Origin of the sequence: Mycolicibacterium arenosum (genome assembly GCF_024320865.1) — a bacterium.
In the GTDB taxonomy this organism is placed as follows: Bacteria; Actinomycetota; Actinomycetes; order Mycobacteriales; family Mycobacteriaceae; genus Mycobacterium; species Mycobacterium arenosum.
The window spans coordinates 249,430-266,686 of record NZ_JANDBD010000005.1; the positions used below are offsets into that span (position 1 = coordinate 249,430).

Annotated in this window: 13 protein-coding genes, 1 tRNA gene and 1 pseudogene; 7 read left to right on the forward strand and 8 right to left on the reverse strand. The window is 68.9% G+C overall.

Annotation, left to right across the window (positions count from 1 at the left end):
* Window positions 1-3: 3 nt before the first annotated feature.
* The 4 genes from NM203_RS14505 to NM203_RS14520 all read right to left on the reverse strand — a co-directional run bounded on the left by NM203_RS14505 (window position 4) and on the right by NM203_RS14520 (window position 4,023).
* Window positions 4-765, reverse strand: a complete 762-nt coding sequence (locus NM203_RS14505) for a sensor domain-containing protein (RefSeq protein ID WP_255060686.1) — start codon at window positions 763-765, stop codon at window positions 4-6.
* Window positions 762-2,480 carry a serine/threonine-protein kinase PknH/PknJ gene (locus tag NM203_RS14510; protein WP_255060688.1) on the reverse strand — a complete coding sequence of 573 codons (1,719 nt, stop codon included), beginning with the start codon at window positions 2,478-2,480 and terminating at the stop codon, window positions 762-764. Before NM203_RS14510 ends, NM203_RS14505 begins: the two co-directional genes overlap by 4 nt.
* A 105-nt stretch (window positions 2,481-2,585) precedes the next feature.
* A complete protein-coding gene (locus tag NM203_RS14515) occupies window positions 2,586-3,338 on the reverse strand; it encodes an enoyl-CoA hydratase (protein WP_255060689.1) in 753 nt (250 codons plus the stop codon).
* 16 nt (window positions 3,339-3,354) lie between these two features.
* Window positions 3,355-4,023: a M15 family metallopeptidase gene (locus NM203_RS14520; protein WP_255060690.1), complete on the reverse strand. Its 669-nt coding sequence runs from the start codon at window positions 4,021-4,023 to the stop codon at window positions 3,355-3,357.
* A gap of 55 nt (window positions 4,024-4,078) precedes the next feature.
* Here NM203_RS14520 and NM203_RS14525 point away from each other — a divergent pair, with 55 nt between their 5' ends.
* Window positions 4,079-4,780, forward strand: coding sequence for an SDR family oxidoreductase (locus tag NM203_RS14525; protein ID WP_408633351.1), 702 nt, complete (start codon window positions 4,079-4,081; stop codon window positions 4,778-4,780).
* 15 nt (window positions 4,781-4,795) lie between these two features.
* Here NM203_RS14525 and NM203_RS14530 read toward each other — a convergent pair whose 3' ends face one another.
* The 3 genes from NM203_RS14530 to NM203_RS14540 all read right to left on the reverse strand — a co-directional run bounded on the left by NM203_RS14530 (window position 4,796) and on the right by NM203_RS14540 (window position 6,666).
* On the reverse strand, window positions 4,796-5,548 hold the full coding sequence (locus NM203_RS14530; RefSeq protein WP_255060691.1) for an acyl-[acyl-carrier-protein] thioesterase: 753 nt from the start codon (window positions 5,546-5,548) through the stop codon (window positions 4,796-4,798).
* A gap of 114 nt (window positions 5,549-5,662) precedes the next feature.
* Window positions 5,663-6,478 (reverse strand): hypothetical protein, encoded by an 816-nt coding sequence (locus NM203_RS14535; RefSeq protein WP_255060692.1) that lies wholly within the window; start codon window positions 6,476-6,478, stop codon window positions 5,663-5,665.
* 115 nt (window positions 6,479-6,593) lie between these two features.
* Window positions 6,594-6,666 (reverse strand) — tRNA-Arg (locus tag NM203_RS14540).
* Window positions 6,667-6,810: 144 nt separating this feature from the next.
* On the opposite strand from NM203_RS14540, the gene NM203_RS14545 reads away from it, so the two are divergent.
* Genes NM203_RS14545 through NM203_RS14560 form a run of 4 tightly spaced genes read left to right on the forward strand, consistent with a single transcriptional unit; the run spans window position 6,811 to window position 14,389 of the window.
* Window positions 6,811-8,295 carry a wax ester/triacylglycerol synthase family O-acyltransferase gene (locus tag NM203_RS14545; protein WP_255060693.1) on the forward strand — a complete coding sequence of 495 codons (1,485 nt, stop codon included), beginning with the start codon at window positions 6,811-6,813 and terminating at the stop codon, window positions 8,293-8,295.
* Window positions 8,292-9,983 (forward strand): HAD-IB family hydrolase/lysophospholipid acyltransferase family protein, encoded by a 1,692-nt coding sequence (locus NM203_RS14550; protein ID WP_255060694.1) that lies wholly within the window; start codon window positions 8,292-8,294, stop codon window positions 9,981-9,983. Before NM203_RS14545 ends, NM203_RS14550 begins: the two co-directional genes overlap by 4 nt.
* Window positions 9,980-12,325: a glycerol-3-phosphate 1-O-acyltransferase gene (locus NM203_RS14555; RefSeq protein WP_255060695.1), complete on the forward strand. Its 2,346-nt coding sequence runs from the start codon at window positions 9,980-9,982 to the stop codon at window positions 12,323-12,325. Before NM203_RS14550 ends, NM203_RS14555 begins: the two co-directional genes overlap by 4 nt.
* Before the next feature lie 45 nt (window positions 12,326-12,370).
* Window positions 12,371-14,389 (forward strand): bifunctional copper resistance protein CopD/cytochrome c oxidase assembly protein, encoded by a 2,019-nt coding sequence (locus NM203_RS14560; RefSeq protein ID WP_255060696.1) that lies wholly within the window; start codon window positions 12,371-12,373, stop codon window positions 14,387-14,389.
* A 2-nt stretch (window positions 14,390-14,391) separates the two neighbouring features.
* Here the strand turns inward: NM203_RS14560 and NM203_RS14565 are convergent.
* A pseudogene (locus NM203_RS14565) lies at window positions 14,392-14,787 on the reverse strand (allophanate hydrolase-related protein); the annotation flags it as partial.
* 179 nt (window positions 14,788-14,966) lie between these two features.
* Here NM203_RS14565 and ssb point away from each other — a divergent pair.
* Complete coding sequence (gene ssb / locus NM203_RS14570; protein WP_255060697.1) at window positions 14,967-15,437, forward strand: single-stranded DNA-binding protein; 471 nt, start codon at window positions 14,967-14,969, stop codon at window positions 15,435-15,437.
* Between the two features lie 95 nt (window positions 15,438-15,532).
* Entirely contained in the window at window positions 15,533-17,206 is a 1,674-nt protein-coding gene (ettA, locus tag NM203_RS14575; protein WP_255060699.1) for an energy-dependent translational throttle protein EttA, read from the forward strand.
* Window positions 17,207-17,257 lie beyond the last annotated feature (51 nt).

Consider the following 17,257-nt stretch of genomic DNA (forward strand, 5'->3'; position numbering starts at 1 on the left):
GCGCTACCCGGGGATGTTGCCGAGAATCCGATCGACGAGAGCGCCGATTCTTGTGGTGTCGACACCACACGCCTGAGCGTCGACGACGTAGGCGCCCTTGGCGGTCAGTACGTGCCTGCAGGACCACGGCGTCGTACCCTGTTGAATCACAGTCGATTCCAGCCGATCCGGCGACGGTGTGGTGATTACCACGTCACCCCAAACGGCATCGGCGGGATCGTTCGTCGTGAAGGTCTTGACCGTGCACTGCTTCCAGATCGCCGCGGCATCGCTGAGATAGCGTGCGGCGGCGCTGTCGTCGGGGGCGAGAACGACGGCTTGGATGACCCACAGTTGCTGAGGATCCGCGGTGTCGTTTCCGGCCTTGACCCAGGATCCCAGCCAGTCGAGCGAGGCGAAGTGGAGGGCTTCCCCCGTCGCCATCATCGCACCGCACGGCGGTGGCGAGTACACGTGTTGCGTCGCCATGGAATTCCACAGGGAGGGCTGAGAGTACGTCAAGACGAACGACGGCCCGAAGACCGTCGTCAGCGCGTTCGCGTCGAGAAGGATTCCGCCGAGCTCCGGGATGGGCGGCGGGGCTTCGGTCGACGCGGCCGCGGTCTTCGTGTCGGGCGCGGCCGCCGACGACGAGTCCCCGCCCCGGAGGGTGAGGACCGCGGTGACCCCGATGGCGATGACGGCCGTCGCGATGATCACACTGATCGCGATGATGCTGCGGCGATCGAGCGTGGCACGCCTCGGATCCCGCTGGGAGACGCTCATTCGATTCGCTGCCCGATCCGCTTGACGATGTCGCCGCCCTGGTCCCGAACGTCGAAGTTGCACGCCACCACCTCGATGACGTAGTCCGCTACCGCGGACGCGACGTGTTGACAGGTGTACCCGGCCGGATTGCCCTGCGTTCGCAGGACGACCGAGACCGAGTTCGCGCCCGTGCTGAAGTCCGTGGCCGTCGTGATCGTCGGGGCCGAGGTCGGCGAGGTGACGGTGATGTCCTGATCGAGGCAGGCCTTCCACTTCGGGACGGCGTCGGCGAACACCGCGCCGGCGCGTTCCTCGGAGGCGTAGCGGTACAGGGCCTGGGTCGCTCCGGGCGCGACGCCGTCTCCGGGGGCCACCATCTGGGTCAGCCGGGTCTCGGCGAATCCCGTCGATCCGTAGGCGGTGGGATCCGGTGCGACGACGACCTCGCACTGCGGCGGGGTGACCGCCACGGTGTTGATCAGCCGGTCCAGCCGGCTGGACTTCGCGACGTCTTTCAAGCCCATTGCCGTGCCGATATCGCGCGCCGAAAGCAGGCTTTCGTCGATCGTCCGCTCCGGGGTGGGTGGAGCGGGCGGCTTGACACCCGAATTTACAATGGGCTCAACGGGATCGGGCTGATTGGCCACGATCAGCCCGGTGATGCTCGCCGCGGTGACCGCCGTCGCGATCACGGCGGCGACGGCGACGATGCGCTGTTTCCACCACGGTGTGCGTGGCGGACGGGGACGCGCTGCGACCGGTCCTGACGGCGGATGGACGTCGGCGGGTCCGGAGTGGAACGTGGCCGCCTGTACGGGTCGCACGGGTGGAAACGAGGTCGGCGCCGGGCGCGATGGCATCGCGGCCGTGGGTACCGGTGGTCGCTGCCTGATGACATCGGTCGTCGAGGAGCCGACTCGGGGTGCCCCGGCGGTCAACGCTCGTCGCGCAGCCCGCGCCAGATCGTCGGTCGTTTGGTATCGGTGGGCCGGATCCTTGGCCAATCCGGTTGCGATGACGTCGTCGAACGCGTGGGGGAGGCCGGCTTCCGAGGGTTTCGGGGGCGGGTTCACCAGGTGGTTGGTGATCACCTCCTGCATGCTCGTCCCTGCGAATGGCGTTCGGCCGGTGAGGCTTTCGCACAACACGCAGGCGAGTGCGTACACGTCGGAACGCGCGTCGCCCTGGCTGGTCGAAAAGCGTTCGGGTGCCATGTAGGCGAGGGTGCCGACGGCCTGGCCCGCGCTCGTCATACTGGTCTGGTTGGACGCCCGCGCGATGCCGAAATCGATCAGATAGGCGAAGTCGCGGGCCGTCACGAGGATGTTCGACGGCTTCACGTCCCGGTGCACCAGACCGATCTCGTGCGCGGCACTCAGTGCGGCGGCGATCTGTTCGACGATGCTGACGGCGCGAGTCGGATCGATCGGACGGTTGGAGAGCACGGCCTGCAGGTCTCGTCCCTCGATGAAGCGCATGTCGACGTAGAGGCGGCCGTCGATTTCGCCGAACCGGTGAATGGGGATGACGTGGGGTTCGTTGAGGCTGGCGGCGGCGCGGGCCTCCCTGAGGAAGCGTTGCTGGAAGTGGGCGTCCTCGGCGTAGTTCTTCGTCAGGACCTTGATGGCGACAACGCGATCCGTGGACGTGTCGTAGGCGCGGTACACCTCGCCCATGCCGCCGCGTCCAAGCAGGTCCTTCAGCTGATAGGGACCGAATTGCCGCTGATCCATCCACACCCCCTGCGGTTGTCCTCCGCAGGAGATCACCATAGCGGCGAATTGACCCCCGCGAAGGTGAACCGCACGCTGCACGGGCGGTAGCGGCGCCGCGTGATGTCAGCGCCGTTGAGCGGCGGCCAATCTCGCGGCGAACTCGGGGGATTCGATGGAGCGAGCCTGCGGGACGATCTCGACGTCTACGGCGAGGCCGTGCTGCTCGAGGTCGACGGTGCCGGGGTTGGCGGTGGCGCGCATCGAGGCCTTGGTGGCGACGACGACGTCGCGGGGCGCCGAGGCGGGGCCGGCGGCAAGGGCTCGGGCGGCCGCGACCGGGTCGTCGGCGACCTCCAGCGCAAGGCCGTGCCGGACGGCGGTCTCGGCGTCGAAGCGCATGCCGAAGAGCAGCGCCGCGCGCGCCACCTGAGGGCCGACGGCGCGTTGCAGCATCCAGGTGGCGCCGCCGCCGGGGTGGATGCCGAGTTTCTGGAAGCGAGGGTCGAACAACGCGTGCGGACCCGCGATGCGGACGTCGGCGGCCAGCGCCAGGTTCAGTCCCGCACCGACGGCGGCGCCGTTGACCGCCGCGATGGTCGGCAGCGTGCACTGCGCGACGGCGAGGAACCCGTCGTAGATGACCCGCAGGCCGTCTTCGGTGGCGGCGCCGAGCGCGGTGAGGTCGGCGCCCGCGCAGAACGCCTTACCCGCGCCGGTCACGATGACGGCGTGGACTCCCGCGTCCGCCTCGGCGGCTGAGACGGCGGCGCGCAATCCCGCCGACATCTCCGCGGTGACGGCGTTGCGGCGGTCGGGATCGTTGACGGTGATGAGCGCGACGTGGTCGTGGACGCTCGTGAGGACGAGTTCGGTCACGGACTCAGCGTAGTGATCAGCCCGCGGCGTTGGGGCGCAGCGGCGGGCAGTTCCCCGCCGCGTCGGTCGCCAACTCGAAGTGCCAGTTCTCGTTGGCGTAGATCTGGCACAACCCGAACTGCGGGCCGTTGCGGATCATCCACTCCGACGCGCCGTCGCCGCCGATGTCCACCGCTTCGCCGACGACGTGCTTGGACACGTCGGCGGACGCGACGAACTGGCTGGCCGCCTCCTGGCTGCCGTACTGTCGGATGCCGTCGACGAACAAGCGCTGCTGAAAACCCCTCGACCGCCACCCCGAGGTGATGACGATGGTCACGCCCTGCGCCGCAGCTGCACGGGCGGCATCCTGAATCGCTTTGAGCAGCAATGGATTCAGCCTGGCGATCGGTTGCGGCGAGGTGTCGAACGGGCTGAACGTCCGGCCGTCTGGTAGCCAGCCGCTCCAGGTGTCGATGGCGCCGTCACCGATCGCGGGAGCATCAGCCGGCGGCCCGGCGAACTGCGCGGGGGTGGCCGAGCCGCCGACGGCGAACGGCTCGGCCTCGGGTGCCGACGGCACGGCTGTCACGCCGCCGCGCGGTGCGGTGTCTCGAGCCGCTGCGGGGGTCGCCGGAGGGTGTCCGCAGGCGGCGAGGACGGCGGCCACCGCGACGAGACAGGTGCTTCTCGTGCGCGCGGCCATGACACGATTGTCCACTGCGCTGCACCAGCGCCACTCGGCGGAGCAGGATGTTGGGGTGGATATCACCTCGAGCACAGCACTGGTCACCGGAGCGAACCGCGGCCTGGGCCGCCAGTTCGCCCTCGAACTCGTCGCGCGCGGTGCGCGCGTCTACGCCGGCGCCCGCGACCCCGGATCGATCGACGTCGACGGCGCGATCCCGGTCGGCGTCGACATCACCGACCCCGCGTCGGTCGCCGCGGCGGTGGAGGCGGCAGGCGATGTCACGCTGCTGGTCAACAACGCCGGCATCTCAACGGGAGCCAACCTGCTCACCGGTGACCTCTCCGACGTGCACCGCGAACTCGACACGAACTTCTTCGGGACCCTGGCGATGGTGCGGGCGTTCGCGCCCGTCATCGAACGCAACGGCGGCGGCGCGGTGCTGAACGTGCTGTCGGTGCTCTCCTGGCTCAGCATGCCGATGGCGGGGGCGTACTGCGCGGCGAAGGCGGCGTCGTGGTCGATGACCAACGAACTGCGCCTGGACCTCGCGGACAAGGGGATCGCGGTCGTCGCGTTGCACGTCGGCCCGATGGACACCGACATGATGGCGGGCAGTGACGTGCCCAAGTCGGATCCGGCCGCGGTGGCGGCGATGGCGCTCGACGGCGTCGCGGAGGGGGCCTTCGAGGTGCTGGCCGACGACCACAGCCGCGCGGTTCAGGCCGGCTTGGCGAACGGCGTGGCCGGGGTCTACCCGCAGCTCGCGCGGTAGCGCCGCCCGCGGCGGTCAGAGCTTGCGCAGCAGCGCCGCAGCCCGGACCGCGTCGTCGACCGTCAGCGCGATGTGCACCGAGTCACCGTCGCGCGCTGACCGGATGACCACCTGCTCGCCGTACCTGATCGGCTTGCGGTACTCGACGACGGCCCGGTACGGCGCGGTGGCGATATCCGGGTGATCGGCCATGACCTCGTGGACGGCGTGCCAGTACACGGCGTTGGTGACGTGCTGGAAGATGTCGATATCGGTGCGTCGCAACGCGAATGGCGATTCGGCGGTCGCATCGGTCAAGTCCCGTAGCCACGGCCGCCATTTCAGCCGGTGCTCGGTGGTCGTGGACGCGAACTTCTCGGTGAGGGTGTCCGACACCCGCGACGGTGTCAGCGTGTCCTTGTTGATCGCGATCCAGAAACCCTCGGTCTCGATACGGCCGCCGTCGCTGCCGACGAGTTGGACGCGCATGGTGCACCAGCGCGACGACAGGGCCGAACACCACCGGCTGAACGAGATGTCGTTGGGCCACTCGATCGGTTCGATGACGTCGATGACGGTGCGGTTGACGATCCAGTGCGGGTGGTTCTCGGCCTCGCCGGCGTCGACGAGGTTCTCGGCGCCGACCTCCTGGATGTAGCGGCCGACGCCGTCGAGCCGCAGGTGCAGCTGGTCGTCGATGTCACCGGTCATCACCGGCCATGACGTGCGGTACACGTACCCGGCCTCGGGCAGGGGGCTGAGCGGACGCTCGGCATCGGGCGTGGTCATCGCGTCCTGTGTACCCGACGCCGCCACCGGTCGCGCGCGCAGGTGGCGACAGAGTCACGGGGCGTCGGGCGATGCCGCCCGACGCCCCGTGATCTCGTACTCGAACCGGTTCGACTACTTACCGACGGTCGCGTAATCCGGCAGGCTCACCGGCAGCGCCAACGCCGTGTCACCGGGCGCCTGGAACAGCTGCACCGCGGCCTCCTCGCCGTTCATGCTGGCCACCCAGTTGCGCACCATGAAGTACAGGTCCGTGCTGGCGCGCGTCGCGAGCGCCGCGGCCACCCCGTAGTTCGGCGAGCTGGTGCCGTCCTTGTTCAGTGTCGAGTGGCAGTCGACGAACGGCGGCGGCGGTCCGGCCGGCGGGCAACCCGACAGCGGCGACTCGTGATCGCCGAAGTCGAGGTTGAAGTACCCGGTGTGCAGCTCGGGCGGGAAGGCCGCCGGATCGCACGTGGGGAAGATCGGCGGGGCCAGCCGGTCCGGCTGCCCGATCGCGAGGTCGATCTCGACCCAGTTCGAGTGCGCGTAGAAGTCCTGCTGGGTGTGCAGCAGCGCACCGAACGCCGAACGCGCACCGGGACCGTCGGCCAGCGCGCCGTTCACCAGAACCGAGCCGTTCTGGATGATCGGCGAGAACAGCCCCCACGCCTGCCCTGCGCGTGCGCAGATGTCGCCGGGGTTGAGCGAGTTGTCCAAGTGCCGGAACTCGTCACCGACGAACGCGTCGCTGCCGACGGCGCCGCCACCGGGCGGCGGTCCGACCAGAATCTGCTGGAGCGCGGCCGGGCTCACCTGATCGGCGGGCAGCGCCGCACGGGTGATCGACTCGTGGTACTGGACGTAGAACGCCGACGCCGTCGGCACGAAGATCGCGGCGACGGCGGCGACAGCAGCGCCGATCACGCCCAGTTTGGTCAGTATGCGCATTGAACCCCCAAATCCGATGTCACCGGCTGCTGGTCGCCAGCCAGTCTGTGAACAGACTGACCTTAGCCTGGCGATTCGATGAGTTCTACGCGAATCCTCAGCAATTGTTCTGGAGCGCCCCCGGCAGGGATCGAACCTGCGACCGACCGCTTAGAAGGCGGTTGCTCTATCCACTGAGCTACGGAGGCAATGCGGCAAGAGTGTATCGCCCGGCCTCGCCGGGAACGACCCGGCAGCGGCGCTCATCGGAGGGAATGCCGCCCCGCGGTCAGGGGCGGCGGACTAGCGTGGACCGGGGCACCGGCGACACCGCGGGAGGAGACGGAACCACCATGAGCGACGTGCCGGAGCTGAATGCGGCCGGACTACCTGAGGAACTGAGCGCAGTCGATCAGCTACTGCACCGCGGCGAGGCGAACCCCCGCACCCGCTCGGGCATCATGGGCGTCGAGTTGCTCGACACCACCCCCGACTGGGACCGGTTCCGGACGAACTTCGAGCACGCGTCGCGCAAGGTGCTGCGGCTGCGGCAGAAGGTTGTGATGCCCACCCTGCCGACCGTGGCCCCGCGCTGGGTGGTGGACCCGGACTTCAACCTCGACTTCCACGTCCGCCGCGCGCGGGTACCCGAGCCCGGCACGCTGCGCGAGGTCATTGATCTCGCCGAGCTGGCGCTTCAGGCGCCGATGGACATCACCCGACCGCTGTGGACGGCGACCCTCGTCGAGGGACTCGCCGACGGCCGCGCGGCGACCATCCTGCACCTCAGCCACGCCGTCACCGACGGTGTCGGCGGCGTCGAGATGTTCGCCCACATCTACGATCTGGAACGCGATCCGCCGCCGGAAGGGGTCGCGCCGCTGCCCATTCCGCAGGATCTGTCGCCGACCGACCTGATGCGCGAGGGGTTCGGCAACCTCCCGAGGTCGATCGTCACCGGCCTGTTCGGTGCGGGCTGGGGAGCGGCCTCGGCGTTGGGCCGTGCGGTCCGCGATCCGGTGTCGGCCGTCAGCGGCGTCGTCGACTACGCGCGCTCCAGTGCACGGGTCATGGGCCCGGTCTCCGAGCATTCACCGCTGCTGCGGCGGCGCAGTCTGGCCTCACGCAGCGAGGCCATCGACATCCGCTTCAGTGACCTGCGCACGGCCGCCAAATCCGTTGGCGGCTCCATCAACGACGCGTATCTGGCCGGTCTGTGTGGCGCGCTTCGGCGGTACCACGAAGCCAAGGGCATCCCGATCGCCACCATCCCGATGGCGGTACCGGTGAACCTGCGCTCCGACGACGACCCCGCGGGTGGCAACCGCTTCGCAGGTGTGAACCTCGCCGCACCGGTGGGAGTCGTCGACCCCGCCGCTCGAATCCTCAAGGTGCGCAAGCAGATGACGCAGAAGCGCGAGGAGCGCGCGATCGACATGGTCGGCGCCGTCGCGCCGGTGCTCAGCCTGCTGCCGGACTCCATCCTCGAATCGGTCGCGGGCAACGTCGTCGCCTCCGACGTGCAGGCGAGCAACGTGCCCGTGTTCCCCGGTGACACGTTCATCTCCGGTGCGAAGATCCTGCGGCACTACGGCCTCGGGCCGCTGCCCGGCGTCGCGATGATGGTGGTGCTCGTCTCCCGCGCCGGCTACTGCACCATCACCACGCGCTATGACCGGGCGTCGATCACCGACGCCGAGCTGTGGGCGCGCTGCCTGGTCGCCGGTTTCGACGAGGTGCTAGCCCTCGGCGGAGACGGTCGCGCCACCCCCGCTTCGTTCACACTCGATCCCGAGCAATCGGTCGTCAACACATCCAATGGGAGTGCGCCGCAATGAGTTCACAGAACGGTCAGTCCAGCCGAACGCTGCGCCTGCCGGGTTCGGTTGCCGAGATTCTGGCCTCTCCGGAGGGTCCGGAGGTCGGCGCGTTCTTCGACCTCGACGGCACGCTCGTCGCCGGCTTCACCGGCGTGCTGATGACGCAGGACCGGTTGCGCCGAGGTCAGATGAGCGTCGGCGAGTTCATCGGGATGGTGCAGGCGGGGCTCAACCACCAGCTCGGCCGATCGGAATTCGAGGACCTCATCGGCAAGGGGGCCCGAATGATGCGCGGCATCTCGATGAGCGACCTCGACGAACTCGGCGAACGACTCTTCCTGCAGCAGGTGCAGAAGCGCATCTACCCCGAGATGCGCGACCTCGTCCGCGCGCACATGGCGCGTGGGCACACCGTCGTGCTCAGCTCGTCGGCGTTGACCGTGCAGGTCGAACCCGTCGCGAAGTTCCTCGGGATGACGAACATCCTGAGCAACAGGTTCGAAACCGACGACGACGGCCTCATCACCGGAGAGGTCAAGACCCCGATCATCTGGGGGCCGGGCAAGGCGCGCGCGGTACAGGGCTTCGCCGCGAAGAACGGTGTCGATCTCGCGAGGAGCTACTTCTACGCCGACGGCGACGAGGACGTCGCGCTCATGTATCTCGTCGGCAACCCGCGGCCGACCAATCCCGGCGGCAAGATGGAAGCCGTTGCGGTGAAACGGGGTTGGCCGGTGCTTCGGTTCAGCAGCCGCAGCGGCAGTAGTCCGGTGTCGCAGATCCGGACGGCCGCCGGCATCGCGTCGCTGGTGCCCGCCGCTGCCGGTGCCGTCGGGTTGGGACTGCTCACCCGCAACCGCCGGGTCGGGGTCAACTTCTTCACCGCGACGTGGACCAGGTTGTTGATGGGGTCTATCGGCATCGACCTGAACGTCATCGGCGAGGAGAACCTCACCGCGCAGCGACCGGCGGTGTTCCTGTTCAATCACCGCAACCAGGCCGACCCGTTCATCGCGGGCAGGCTCATCAGCGACAACTTCACCTCGGTGGGCAAGAAGGAACTCGAGAAGGACCCCCTGATGGGCCCCATCGGCAGGGCGCTGGACGCGGCGTTCATCGACCGCGACGATCCCAAGGCCGCGGTGGAGAGCCTGCACAAGATCGAAGAGCTTGCGCGCAAGGGCCTTTCGGTCCTCATCGCGCCGGAGGGCACGCGGCTCGACACCACCGAGGTCGGTCCGTTCAAGAAGGGCCCGTTCCGGATCGCGATGGCTGCGGGCGTCCCCCTGGTCCCGATCGTCATCCGCAACGCGGAGGTCATCGCCGACCGCAACTCCAGCACGTTCAACCCCGGCAAGGTCGACGTCGCCGTCTTCCCGCCGATCTCCACCGACGACTGGACCACCGACAACCTCGAGGACCGCATCGCCGAGGTCCGTCAGCTGTACCTCGACACGCTCAAGGACTGGCCGCATGACGTCCTGCCCGAGGTGCCGCTCTACGCCCGCACGCCGCCGCGCAAGGCGGCGGTGAAAACGACCCCGGCGAAGAAGGCGCCCGCGAAGAAGGCGCCCGCGAAGAAGGCCGCGCCGGTCAAGAAGGCCGCGCCGGTCAAGAAGGCCGCCGCCAAGAAGGCCGCACCGGTCAAGAAGGCGCCCGCGAAGAAGACCGCCGCGAAGAAGGCCGCGCCGAAGGGCCGCCCGTGAAGGTCACCGCCGACGAGTTCGCCAGCTTCAGCCCGACCGGCGACGCCCTGGTGCTCGCGGCGGTCAGCTCGCCTGCGGAACGGGAGATGCTGGGCGACTGGCTCACCCAGCAGCGCGGCAAGCACCCGGAGGCCCGCATCGAGGTGCTGGAACTCCCCGCCGACGCGGATCCGCCGCCGGGGGTGCTGGCCCGCCTGGTGGAACTCCTCGAAGCCGACGAGGACCGCTCCGTGGTGCCGGCCAGGGTCTTCTGGATTCCCGGTGGCCTTCCGACGCGATCCAAGGTCGTATCGCTGCTCTCCGGCCGCGACACCTATCGGCCGCCGCAGATCCTGCAGCATCGCATTCTCAAGCGCGATTCCACCCGTGCCAGGGTGGTCGCGGGCGAGCCCGCCAAGGTGGCCGACCTGAGGCAGGCCTGGAGTGACGCCACGATCGCCGAGAACCCGAGGGAGTTCGCGCGTTTCGTCATTCGCCGGGCCACCCTCGCGATCGAGCGAGTGGAGCTTCGACTGCTCGGACCCGAGTACAAGTCGCCGCGGCTGATGAAGCCGGAGATCCTGGCGTCCAACCGGTTTCGGGAAGGGCTCGAGGAGATTCCCGGCGCGACGGTCGACAAGGCCGGCGCGATGCTCGACGAGTTGTCCACCGGGTGGAGCAGGTTCTCTGTCGATCTCATCCCGTCGCTGGGCCGGGCCATCTTCAGCCGCGGCTTCGACCCGAACGTCGACTACGACCGCGACGAGGTCGAGGCGATGCGGCGCTCGCTGGAGAACCACCCCGCCGTGCTGCTCTTCTCGCACCGGTCGTATCTGGACGGCGTCATCGTGCCGGTCGCCATGCAGGAGAACCGATTACCGCCGGTGCACACCTTCGCCGGCATCAACCTGTCGTTCGGGTTCATGGGCCCGCTCATGCGGCACTCCGGTGTCATCTTCCTGCGCCGCAAGCTGGACGATCCGCTCTACAAGTACGTGCTGCGCCAGTTCGTCGGCTACATCGTCGAGAAGCGCTTCAACCTGAGCTGGGCGATCGAGGGCACCCGGTCGCGCACCGGAAAGATGTTGCCGCCCAAGCTCGGATTGCTCGCCTACGTCGCCGACGCCTACCTCGACGGCCGCAGCGACGACATCCTGCTGCAGCCGGTGTCCATCAGCTTCGACCAGTTGCACGAGACGGCCGAATACGCGGCGTACGCGCGCGGCGGAGAGAAGACGCCCGAGGGACTGTCCTGGATGTACAAGTACATCAAGGCGCAGGGCGAACGCAGCTACGGCAAGATCTACGTGCGCTTCCCGGCGGCCGTGTCGATGCGCGAATACCTCGGCGAGCCGGGCGGTCCGATGACCACGGACGAGGCCGCCAAGCGCCTGGCGATGCAGAAGATGGCGTTCGAGGTCGCGTGGCGGATCCTGCGGGCCACGCCGGTCAATGCGAGCGCACTGGTGTCCGCCCTGCTGCTGACCACCCGCGGGGTGGCGCTCACCCTCGACCAGCTGCACCACACGCTGCAGGACTCGCTGGATTACCTGCAGCGCAAGCAGACTCCGATGACCAACAGCGCGTTGCGGTTACGCACCCCGGACGGTGTGCGCGCGGCGGTCGACGCGTTGTCGGGCGGGCATCCCGTCACCAGGGTGGACGGCGGGCGAGAACCGGTCTGGCTCATCGAGCCGAGGGACGAACACGAAGCCGCGTTCTACCGCAACACGCTCATCGACGCGTTCCTCGAGACGTCCATCGTCGACCTCGCGCTCGCGCACGCAGCGCGCGCCGACGGCAACCGCCTCGAGGCGTTCTGGACCCAGGCGCTGCGGCTGCGCGATCTGCTGAAGTTCGACTTCTACTTCGCCGACTCGGCGGCGTTCCGCGAGCATCTGGCCGAGGAGTTGTCGTGGCACGACGACTGGGAGGCGAGTGTCGAGGCGGGCGGCGAGCAGATCTACTCGCTGCTGCGCGCTAAGCGCCCGCTGATCGCAGGCGCCATGCTGCGACCGTTCTTCGAGGCCTACGAGATCGTCGCGGACGTGCTGCGCGACGCGTCGCCGGACATCGGCGAGAAGGAGCTCACCGAGCTGGCACTCGGCGTCGGCCGCCAGTACATCGCGCAGACCAGGGTGCACAGCAACGAGTCGGTGTCGGCACTGCTGTTCGCCACGGCGCGCCAGGTGATGGCCGATCAGAAGCTGCTGATGCGGGCCGCCGACCTGGCGGAGCGCCGCCAGCGGTTCCTGCAGGAACTGCGCGACATTCTCGGCGACATGACCAAGGTCGAACGGATATCCCGCGAGCAGTTCTTCGCAAGGGAACTGCAGCGCCGACCCGCCCCCGAGCCCGCGTAGGCGTCGCCCCCGAGTGAGCCGGAGCGCGGGCAATACCCTGGTGTCATGACCACCGCAGCCGCGACCACCGAGCGCAGCGCCCGCACCGAGACGGTGTGGCCGGTGCTCGTCGGCGTCGCCGTGCTGGCCGGCGTCACCGCAGCCGCGCTCGCCGCATTGTCGATCGCCGACGCTTTGACCGCGACCGGCCTGCCGAACCCCGGCCCCGTGACCAATTACGGGCTGCCCTTCGTGCGCGCGGCGGGCGAGATCGCCGCCGTCGTCGCGGTCGGGTCGTTCATGTTCGCCGCGTTCATGGTGCCGCCTCAGGCCAACGGCGTACTCGATGTCTCCGGCTATCGCGCCCTGCGGACGGGCACGGTCGCGTCCGGGGTGTGGACGGTGTGCGCGATTCTGCTGGTGCCGCTGACCGTTTCGGACGTCACGGGTCAGCCGCTGGTGAGCCGGCTGGACGTGGCGTCGGTGTGGTCGGTGGCGAGCCTGGTCGAGGTGGCGGGCACCTGGCGGTGGACGGCGCTGATCGCCGCGCTGGTGACCGTCGTCAGCATCCCGGTGCTGCGCTGGTCGTGGACGCCGCTGCTGTTCGGGGGCGCCCTGCTCACCCTGGTGCCGATCGCGCTGAGCGGCCACTCGTCGACCGGTGGATCGCACGATATGGCCACCAACAGCCTGTTGATCCACCTGCTGTTCGGCGCGGTGTGGGCGGGCGGTCTGCTCGCGCTGCTGGCCCACGCGCTGCGCGGCAACGCCCATGCCGATCTCGCGGCGCGGCGATTCTCCACGGTCGCCCTCTGGTGCTTCGTGGCGATGGCCGTGTCGGGCGTGGTCAACGCACTCGTCCGCGTTCAGCCCGGCGACCTCTTCAGCGGCGGATACGGATGGCTGATCGTCGCGAAGGTGGTCGCCCTCGGCGTCCTCGGAGTCATCGGCGTCCTCCAGCGACGACGCGGAGTGGCTGCGCTGCAATCGGATCCGACCGCGCGGCGACCGCTGATCAGGCTGGCGCTCATCGAGGCCGCGGTGTTCGGGCTGACGTTCGGTGTCGCCGTCGCGCTGGGTCGCACGCCGCCACCACCGCCGCCGATCTACAACCCGTCGATCACCGCGATCGAGATCGGCTACGACCTCGCGGGCCCGCCGACGGTCTCGCGCATCCTCTTCGACTGGCGCTTCGACCTCATCTACGGCACCGCGGCCCTGGTGCTGGCGGCGGTGTACCTGGCGGGCGTCATCCGGCTGCGGCGGCGCGGCGACGGGTGGGCGACCGGCCGCACGGTCGCGTGGCTGCTCGGCTGTGCGGTGCTGCTCATCGCCACGTCGTCGGGAATCGGGCGCTACATGCCCGCGATGTTCAGCGTGCACATGGCCGCTCACATGCTGCTGTCGATGCTGGCGCCGATCCTGCTCGTCCTCGGCGCGCCGGTCACCCTGGCACTGCGAGCGCTGCCCGCGGCGGGCCGCGACGATCCTCCCGGCCCGCGCGAATGGCTGCTGGCCGCGCTGCACAGCCGGGTCTCGCACCTCCTGACCAACCCGCTGGTCGCACTGGCGCTGTTCGTCGGCGGCTTCTACGGGCTGTACTTCGGTGGGATCTTCGAAGCGGGCGCGGGCAGTCACGCCGCGCACGTCGCGATGAACCTGCACTTCCTGCTCAGCGGCTACCTCTTCTACTGGGTGGTGATCGGTGTGGACCCCACGCCGCGGCCGATACCACCGCTGGCGAAGCTGGCGATCGTCTTCGCATCGCTGCCGTTGCACGCGTTCTTCGGGGTGGTGCTGATGGGCAGCAAGGAGGTCCTCGCCGGCGGCTTCTACGAATCGCTCAAGCTGTACTGGCACACCGACCTCGCGGGCGATCAGCGGCTCGGCGGCGGGATCGCGTGGTCGGCGGGGGAGGTGCCGCTGGTGCTCGTGCTGATCGCTCTGCTGGTGCAGTGGAACCGGGCGGACCGGCGTACCGCGAAGCGGCTCGACAGGGCAGCCGACCGCGACGACGACGCCGACCTGGCGGCCTACAACCGGATGCTCGCCGAACTGGCGCGCCGCGAGTCGGAACGCTCCTAGCCCTAGCCCTGGCTGACGGCACCCGCCGCGACGGCCTCCGCCCAGCCGCCGTACGAGCTGATGTCGACACCCGCGCTGGCCGCCGCGCCGTCGCAGCCGAACGCCGTGCGCCACGACCCGTCGGCGAACTCGACCTTGCCGAGCATCATCGGCGCGGGCAGTGCGGTGAGGAATCGGCCCAGCGCATCCGGGGACAGCAGCCAGACATGCGCCTTCAACGCGACACCGGGCCGGCCGTCCGGCACGCGCGTGACGGCGGGCTTCGGCGGTTCGCCCGCCAGCAGCGTCATCCGGTAGCGCGGCGCGGTGTCGATCTCGCCCGCCCACCGGGCTCCGAGATCGGTGAGCTGGTGGACCAGCGGCCCGCCCTTCAAGTGGGCGCCGAACACGACGAGCTCGACACGGTCGTCGCAATCCGACATGGCGATCAACCTACGTGCCGGCTATCCACAGTGCAGCGTTCATCCACAGCCCCGCCGCCGGGCGGCCACGCCCCGCCGTTCCCGTCGGTGCCGAAGCGGTAACTGGATGCAGCCGGCGGGCACAGGGCTCCGCCGCACATCCGGAGGTAGTGGAAATGTTCGAAACGCCCATCGTCATCGTCGGGAACGTCGTCACCGATCCAGTCCTGCGCAGCGTCGGGGAGCAGTCGGTGTACCGGTTCAGGGTCGCCAGCAACTCGCGGCGCAGAACCGGCGACGGAATCTGGGAGCAGGGCGACACGTTGTACGCCTCGGTCAGCTGCTGGGGCAGGTTGGTGCACGGGACCGCGGCGTCGCTGCGGAAGGGCGATCCGGTCATCGTGGTGGGGCAGGTCTACACCACCGAGTACGACGACCGGGACGGCAACCCGCGTAACTCCGTCGAGGTCCGCGCCAGCGCCGTGGGTCCCGACCTGGCGCGCAGCATCGCGCGCATCGAGAGGATCCAGCGCCGCACCGAGGACCAGCCCGACCCGGCGTCCGAGCCGGCCGCCGACGCAGACACCGCGACCGGCACCGCTCAGGACGAGGCCGAACCGGACCACGGACTGCCACTGACGGCTTAGCCGCCGACGGCCACGCCTAGGATGGTTCGGGGCCGCAGTCGGACCACCCGTCCCTGCGCGGGCCCCACCCGAAACCACGAAAGGCACCCAACGGCATGGCCGAATTCATCTACACGATGCGGAAGGTCCGCAAGGCGCACGGCGACAAGGTCATCCTTGACGACGTCACGCTGAACTTCCTTCCGGGCGCGAAGATCGGCGTCGTCGGCCCCAACGGCGCCGGCAAGTCGAGCGTCTTGCGGATCATGGCCGGCTTGGACCAGGCCAACAACGGTGACGCGTTCCTGCAGCCGGGGGCGACGGTCGGCATCCTCATGCAGGAGCCGGTGCTCGACGAGACCAAGACGGTTCGCGAGAACGTCGAGGAGGGCGTCGCGATCAAGGGCAAGCTCAACCGGTACAACGAGGTCGCCGAGCTGATGGCCACCGACTACACCGACGAGCTCATGGAGGAGATGGGCAAGCTCCAGGAGGAGCTCGACGCCGCCGACGCGTGGGACATCGACAGTCAGCTCGAGCAGGCCATGGACGCGCTGCGCTGCCCGCCGCCCGACGAACCGGTGACCCACCTGTCCGGTGGTGAGAAGCGCCGCGTCGCGCTGTGCAAGCTGCTGCTGTCCAAGCCCGACCTGTTGCTCCTCGACGAGCCGACCAACCACCTCGACGCCGAGAGCGTGCTCTGGCTCGAGCAGCACCTCGCCGAGTACAAGGGCGCGATCCTGGCGGTCACGCACGACCGGTACTTCCTCGACAACGTCGCCGAGTGGATCCTCGAACTCGACCGCGGCCGCGCCTACCCGTACGAGGGCAACTACTCGACCTATCTGGAGAAGAAGGCCGAGCGCGTCGCCATCCAGGGTCGCAAGGACGCCAAGCTGCACAAGCGGCTGACCGAGGAACTCGCCTGGGTGCGCTCGGGCGCCAAGGCCCGGCAGGCGAAGAACAAGGCCCGGCTCGGACGCTACGAGGAGATGGCGGCGGAAGCGGAGAAGACCCGCAAGCTCGACTTCGAGGAGATCCAGATCCCGACCGGGCCCCGGCTCGGCAACGTGGTCGTCGAGGTGTCGCACCTCGACAAGGGCTTCGAGGGCCGCACGCTGATCAAGGATCTCTCGTTCACGCTGCCGCGCAACGGCATCGTCGGCGTCATCGGCCCCAACGGCGTCGGTAAGACCACGCTGTTCAAGACGATCGTCGGGCTCGAGTCGCCGGACAGCGGCGAGGTCAAAATCGGCGAGACGGTCAAGCTGAGCTACGTCGACCAGAACCGCGGCGGGATCGACCCGAAGAAGAACGTCTGGCAGGTGGTCTCCGACGGGCTGGACTTCATCGAGGTCGGTCAGAACGAGGTGCCGTCGCGGGCCTACGTGTCGGCGTTCGGCTTCAAGGGCCCGGACCAGCAGAAGCCCGCAGGCGTGCTGTCGGGTGGTGAGCGCAACCGGTTGAACCTCGCGCTGACCCTCAAGGAGGGCGGCAACCTGATCCTGCTCGACGAGCCGACCAACGACCTCGACGTGGAAACCCTGAGCTCGCTGGAGAACGCGCTGGAGAAGTTCCCCGGTTGCGCGGTTGTCATCAGCCACGACCGGTGGTTCCTGGACCGCACCTGCACCCACATCCTGGCGTGGGAGGGCGACGACGACAACGAGGCCAAGTGGTTCTGGTTCGAGGGCAACTTCGGTGGCTACGAGGAGAACAAACTGGAACGCCTCGGTGCCGAGGCGGCGCGTCCGCACCGCGTCACCCATCGCAGGCTCACACGCGACTGAGCTTCGGTCCGGACGCCGCCGAGCGTCGGGGTAACGATCCGGTGAGGCCGG

Bases quoted from the DNA above. Each gene is read 5' to 3' on its own strand.
- NM203_RS14530 (WP_255060691.1), bottom strand. From the start codon at position 5,548: ATGACCACGCCCGATGCCGAGCGTCCGCTCAGCCCCCTGCCCGAGGCC.
- NM203_RS14535 (WP_255060692.1), bottom strand. From the start codon at position 6,478: ATGCGCATACTGACCAAACTGGGCGTGATCGGCGCTGCTGTCGCCGCC.
- NM203_RS14520 (WP_255060690.1), bottom strand. From the start codon at position 4,023: ATGGCCGCGCGCACGAGAAGCACCTGTCTCGTCGCGGTGGCCGCCGTC.
- NM203_RS14550 (WP_255060694.1), top strand. From the start codon at position 8,292: ATGAGTTCACAGAACGGTCAGTCCAGCCGAACGCTGCGCCTGCCGGGT.
- NM203_RS14545 (WP_255060693.1), top strand. From the start codon at position 6,811: ATGAGCGACGTGCCGGAGCTGAATGCGGCCGGACTACCTGAGGAACTG.
- ettA (WP_255060699.1), top strand. From the start codon at position 15,533: ATGGCCGAATTCATCTACACGATGCGGAAGGTCCGCAAGGCGCACGGC.
- NM203_RS14560 (WP_255060696.1), top strand. From the start codon at position 12,371: ATGACCACCGCAGCCGCGACCACCGAGCGCAGCGCCCGCACCGAGACG.
- NM203_RS14505 (WP_255060686.1), bottom strand. From the start codon at position 765: ATGAGCGTCTCCCAGCGGGATCCGAGGCGTGCCACGCTCGATCGCCGC.
- NM203_RS14510 (WP_255060688.1), bottom strand. From the start codon at position 2,480: ATGGATCAGCGGCAATTCGGTCCCTATCAGCTGAAGGACCTGCTTGGA.
- ssb (WP_255060697.1), top strand. From the start codon at position 14,967: ATGTTCGAAACGCCCATCGTCATCGTCGGGAACGTCGTCACCGATCCA.